At 34.4% G+C, this 5,968-nt stretch carries 5 protein-coding genes; 4 read left to right on the forward strand and 1 reads right to left on the reverse strand.

The features are described 5' to 3' along the window. The 3 genes from EGI31_RS14075 to EGI31_RS14085 all read left to right on the forward strand — a co-directional run. The coding region (locus EGI31_RS14075) for a S41 family peptidase (protein WP_255037859.1) at positions 1-1,097 on the forward strand (1,097 nt) is incomplete at its 5' end. Between the two features lie 112 nt (positions 1,098-1,209). Then, a complete protein-coding gene (locus tag EGI31_RS14080) occupies positions 1,210-2,208 on the forward strand; it encodes an energy transducer TonB family protein (protein ID WP_255037860.1) in 999 nt (332 codons plus the stop codon). Positions 2,209-2,231: 23 nt separating this feature from the next. Further along, positions 2,232-3,332, forward strand: a complete 1,101-nt coding sequence (locus tag EGI31_RS14085) for a carboxypeptidase-like regulatory domain-containing protein (protein WP_255037861.1) — start codon at positions 2,232-2,234, stop codon at positions 3,330-3,332. 8 nt (positions 3,333-3,340) lie between these two features. Here EGI31_RS14085 and EGI31_RS14090 read toward each other — a convergent pair whose 3' ends face one another. Next, a complete protein-coding gene (locus tag EGI31_RS14090) occupies positions 3,341-4,045 on the reverse strand; it encodes an SDR family oxidoreductase (RefSeq protein ID WP_255037862.1) in 705 nt (234 codons plus the stop codon). A 143-nt stretch (positions 4,046-4,188) separates the two neighbouring features. Between EGI31_RS14090 and EGI31_RS14095 the strand changes: the two genes are divergently transcribed. Next, positions 4,189-4,683 carry a dihydrofolate reductase gene (locus EGI31_RS14095; protein WP_255037863.1) on the forward strand — a complete coding sequence of 165 codons (495 nt, stop codon included), beginning with the start codon at positions 4,189-4,191 and terminating at the stop codon, positions 4,681-4,683. Positions 4,684-5,968: the final 1,285 nt, after the last annotated feature.

The following is a 5,968-nucleotide window of genomic DNA, read 5'->3' on the forward strand; positions in this document are numbered from 1 at the left end:
CTAGTTTTCAAGCCTATCTGAATGCTAACTTGGCCAAATTGGCCTATTTGGAGGGTATTTGGGAAAGTGACGACAAGGCATATAGGCTCGGAATAGTTAAAGATGCAGCTGTTGCCACTAAGTTTTATGGTTTTTTACTAAACAAAAAAGATGATAAATGGGTGGCAGGGAAAACTAAGTTTGTGTTGGAGCAATTGTCCGAAACCAAGCTAAAGACCACTTATTACTACGCTGATTTCACGTCAGAGCTTACCCTTACAACGGTTGTTAAGAACCTATTAGTGATGGAAAATATCTATAAGTTCAATAAAGTGAGTCCAATTCCAAAGGAATATGCAAGTCAAGACGATCTTATTCATAGGGTGCCTGACTATAGAGTAGAAAAACTAGACTCTTTGAATACGTTAGTTAGACTGCCGCCATTTACGATGAGCAATGTACAGCTTTTTGTGAAAGAGATGCTTAGTCAAAATAATTCATTGTTGCGGTCGAGTAAAAACCTTATAATTGACCTTAGAAACAACCCTGGTGGAGACGAGGCCGTGTTTGATCCCGTTTTTGAATACATCGCCAACGGACCGATTGTCAGACGTGGATCTAAAGTGAGAGCATCTATGGAAAACCAAATCTTGCTCAATCACGAACTCAAAGCCATCCAAGATTTTCCGGAATTTGCCCAAAGTCTTGATCCTAAATTGAGGGATATGATAAGAAAAATGCAGCAGAATCCAGGAACGATCATCACTGCAGAAGACAAAACTTTTAACTTCCCTAAGAGTTCTTTGAACCCACAAAAGGTTGTGATTTTGGTAGATAAAAATACCTCTAGTACGGCCGAAAGTCTAAGTCTTGAGGCTAAACAAAGTAGCAAAACCATCATAATGGGTACTAATACGAAAGGGGCTTTTGATTATACCGAAGTTCGTGACTGGGGACTCCCATGTTATGCTTGGAGGCTGGCTTTGCCGCTTGGCTATAGCTACAGATTGCCTCTTACGCCCCTCGAAGGTGTCGGCATAAAACCTGATGTGAGAATCCCAGACACGGAAGCCGATTGGGTGGGTTTTGCTGTTAAATATCTCAGTACAGTCAAATAACGAAATGTTAATATGAGCCTCCAATTTTGGAGGTTTTTTTTTATTTTTTATGTTTGGTTTTATATTTTGCCAAAAAACGTATTTAATTAGCATTAAAATTTAACCTTTCGACATGAGGCCATACATAATATTCCTTCTTTTTATAAACGTTTTTCAATCCTTCGGACAGAGAGATTTCTCAAAAGATTTATTGAAAGATTGGAAAAAATCAGAAATTCGAGCCAAAGATGGCAGTAGACTTTACGACCAAACTTATATAAATTCTACTTTCGATATAAAAATATTTTCTAAAGACTCCCTGAGCTTGTTTACCAATGGACGCAGATACAATCACAGTTACTCTTTGAAAGACAGTATGTTGGTTTTCAACAAGATAGTGTTCAAGACAAAGTCTCTTACCGAAACCGAATTGATACTTGATCAGGCCGATTTTGTGGACGAAATGCAAGCCTTGAGCCTGAGATTTATTCCCAAAAAACTGTACGATCTCACTTACACGCCCACTTCTTATGTTTCAAAAAGCGGTGAGCGTGTTTATCAACAAGTCAATGGTAAACTGGAGCCTTACTTTGTAGATAAAAATATGGCTGTTATGGACTATATTTTTGAAAAATTCGGCTTCCCTGAATACCGCAAAGGAGGCTTTGTGGTGCGTTTTGTGGTTACTAAAACCGGTGCGGTAAAGGGAGTTTCTATAGTGGCTTCAACCAATGATAAGTACAACGACAAACTCATAGCTGCTGTAAATAAAACAAAAGGTAAATGGCAGCCAGCAGAATATATGGGAGAAAAAGTGAACGTGGAGGTGGAGTATGATTACAATCTGAGCTACTCGGAGAGGACTTCAAGCTCGGTAGTGGATTCTTTGGAATACTCCAAAATGTACTACGAATACGGCAACGATTTCTTTGAACGTGCGGCATACAAACAAGCAGAAACTTACTATCAAAAATCAATCAATTATAATCCTCTCAATATCAATTCATACTACCAACATGCAGCTTGTTTGATATTGCTTCGTCGTAAGGCCGATGCCTGCAAAGACTACCAGCAATTGGTTTTCTTAGAACAGAAAAAAGCCAAAGTCCTGCAGGATAAGTATTGTAAGTGATTAACCTTCACTAAACTAATATTATGAAAATTTGCATCTTTTTCCACTTCTTACTTTCTTTCTCACTATGTAAGTTTTCTTTTGCCCAGAAAAATATTGTGGGAATTGTATTTGACAGCAATTCAAGACCTATACCCAATGTTTCAATTCACATCGTGAATTCGACTGTGGGAACTCAGTCTAGTATTTCAGGATTTTACAAAATTGATATACCAAGAAACCTAAGGGAGAGGGAAATTCTATTTAGTTGTGTGGGATATGAAAGAAAGAAAATAGCTTTGGACTCTTACAAAGGAGATTCGATTAATGTTTTTTTGAAAATTAGTAATGATACAATTTCTGAAGTTAATAAAAAAGAAAGGAGGTCTTTTTTGGTTAAATCAAGGCTGAAAAAGATAGAAAATGTTTTGACAGGGGATAATTTCTATTCAAAAAAATGCAAGGTGGTAAATTTGAATGATTTCATCTTGTTGGATTCTGGAGGTCATAAGTTTTATTATTATGCCTCAAAACCGATTGTAATATTAAATAAAGCTCTTGGTTATAAAATAGAGTTTGAGGTTGGGAAAAGTTTTATAGATGGCAATAGAACTACATATAACAATACCAACATAAAGTTTAGCCCACTAATTCCTCAGAATTCAAAGGAGGAAAAATTTTGGGAGAATAATAGGAAAAGAGTCTTTTACTCAAGTACCAGAGGCTTTTTCTATTCTATTGCAAGGAATATTAATAGCGATTATTATTCAACTTATATAATCTCTAACTTCGACTGGAGTTTCCCGAAAAACTTTAAGTCAGAAGTAATTAGTGGAAATTTCACCGAAATTTTCCCTTGGTTGAACAAGAATGGTTCAGTTGGTAAAGATGTGTTCGAAATGAAAGTGAATTCTGGAAAAGAACTACTGGTTTTTTATAATAAATCATTCGGGATGGAACAATATTTTGAAGGGAGTAACAATGTTTTCGAAATATTAGAATTCAGAAATGGTATTTTGAAATTCGACAATTTTGGTAACGTATTGTCTGCCTATTCGACTAAACCTGGAAAAAATGAAATGTTTTCTTCAATGCTTCCAAAGGATTACCTTCCGAAAAATGTTGATGTTGAAATTAAAAAGTGATTAACCAATCACTGCGGCATCGTAGGTCTTACCTCGATTTTACTGGGAAGTGTTCGAGCCGGCATTTTTATGAGGTCTAAAACCATCTGGCCGATATCTTCGGGCTGAATTTTCCAAGCGTCTGCGTCTGAGGGCACATGTCCGTTGAAGTAAGAGGTTACCGAACCAGGCATGATGGTAGTTACTTTAACGCCTTTGCTTCTAACGTCCAGCATGAGTGCTTGTGTGAAGCCCACTAAACCAAATTTGCTTGCGTTGTAAGCTGTGCCATTTACGAAGAAATTTGTTCCAGCCAAACTCGCAATAGTGATGATATAGCCCTTACTTTCAATTACTTGGTTGAGGCAAGCCTTCACCGTGTTAAATACTCCTGTGAGGTTGATATCAATAGTTTCATTCCATTGTTCGGCAGTTAGGGTTTCAATATTACCGAAATGGCCCACTCCAGCATTGGCCAAAACATAGTCCAAACTTCCCCATTTGGCTATGATTTCTTGCACATTTTGCTCCAAATCAGTGGGTTTTCTGACATCAGACACAAACCCGATGGCCGAATCGGGCTTTATTTTGTTCAAAAGCTCCAAGGCTGAATTTACTGCTTCTGCATTTCTGCCCGTTATGGCTACTTTTATATCTTCTTTTACCATGGCTTCGGCTATTCCTAAACCAATACCTTTCGAACCACCTGTTATAAAGCCTACTTTGTTTTTCATTTTGTTTGTTTTTTACCGCTAAGACATGAAGATGCAAAGAATTTCTTCTTTTATTTCGTTCAATTCTTCTGCAATTTATGTTTTCTTCTTTTAAAGATTATTTACAAATTTAGTCGGATATTTGCCTAATATTTCAATATTTCATGGATATTTCTATTATTGTGGCGGTGGCCGAAAATGGTGTTATCGGAAAGGACAATCAGCTGTTGTGGAGGCTTTCAGAGGACCTTAAGTTATTTAAAAAACGTACTTCCCACCATGTTGTCATCATGGGCCGCAAAACTTACGATTCTATCGGAAAACCACTGCCTAATAGGCTGAATATCGTGATTTCACGAAGCAAAGATTTAAAAATTGAAGGTTGTACGGTGGCTAATACGCTGCAGGATGCCATTGAAATAGCCAAGAACGAGTCAGACAAGGACGAAGTTTTTATAATTGGAGGGGAGAAAATATACACTTTGGCCGAAAACCTAGCCACTAAGCTCTACCTTACCAAGGTAAATGCTAGCCTCGAAGGAGATGCTTTTTTCAACCTAAAGCCTTACGAGAACTGGAGGACCATTTCATCCGTTTCTTACTTCAAAGATGAAAAGAATGAATACGATTTTGAAGTGTTGGAGATCATAAGAGCTTGATTTTTAACATGAAGTGATTAAGACATGAAGCTCATTAAGGTTTAAATATATTCTTAATAAACTTAAATTCTTCATTTTCTTAATGTTAAAAAAAATACGATTGATTTTTAACATGAAGTGATTTAGAAATGAAGCTCATGAAGGTTTCATTTTATCTTAATTCCTCTTAAATTCTTCATTTTCTTAATGTTAAAAAAGCATAAGTTTTGGTTTTTAACATGAAGTTATTAAGAAATGAAGTTGATGAAGGTTTCTATTTGTCTTAATATCTCTTAAATTCTTCACTTCCGTAATGTTAAAATAAATTCGTTTTGATTTTTAACATGAAGTGATTTAGAAATGAAGCTCATGAAGGTTTCATTTTATCTTAATTCCTCTTAAATTCTTCATTTTCTTAATGTTAAAAAAGCATAAGTTTTGGTTTTTAACATGAAGTTATTAAGAAATGAAGTTGATGAAGGTTTCTATTTGTCTTAATATCTCTTAAATTCTTCACTTCCGTAATGTTAAAATAAATTCGTTTTGATTTTTAACATGAAGTGATTTAGAAATGAAGCTCATGAAGGTTTCATTTTATCTTAATTCCTCTTAAATTCTTCATTTTCTTAATGTTAAAAAAGCATAAGTTTTGGTTTTTAACATGAAGTTATTAAGAAATGAAGTTGATGAAGGTTTCTATTTGTCTTAATATCTCTTAAATTCTTCACTTCCGTAATGTTAAAATAAATTCGTTTTGATTTTTAACATGAAGTGATTTAGAAATGAAGCTCATGAAGGTTTCATTTTATCTTAATTCCTCTTAAATTCTTCATTTTCTTAATGTTAAAAAAGCATAAGTTTTGGTTTTTAACATGAAGTTATTAAGAAATGAAGTTGATGAAGGTTTCTATTTGTCTTAATATCTCTTAAATTCTTCACTTCCGTAATGTTAAAATAAATTCGTTTTGATTTTTAACATGAAGTGATTTAGAAATGAAGCTCATGAAGGTTTCATTTTATCTTAATTCCTCTTAAATTCTTCATTTTCTTAATGTTAAAAAAGCATAAGTTTTGGTTTTTAACATGAAGTTATTAAGAAATGAAGTTGATGAAGGTTTCTATTTGTCTTAATATCTCTTAAATTCTTCACTTCCGTAATGTTAAAATAAATTCGTTTTGATTTTTAACATGAAGTGATTTAGAAATGAAGCTCATGAAGGTTTCATTTTATCTTAATTCCTCTTAAATTCTTCATTTTCTTAATGTTAAAAAAGCATAAGTTTTGGTTTTTAACATGAAGTTATTA

The sequence above is a fragment of the Lacihabitans soyangensis genome, from assembly GCF_024343775.1.
In the GTDB taxonomy this organism is placed as follows: domain Bacteria; phylum Bacteroidota; class Bacteroidia; order Cytophagales; family Spirosomataceae; genus Leadbetterella; species Leadbetterella soyangensis.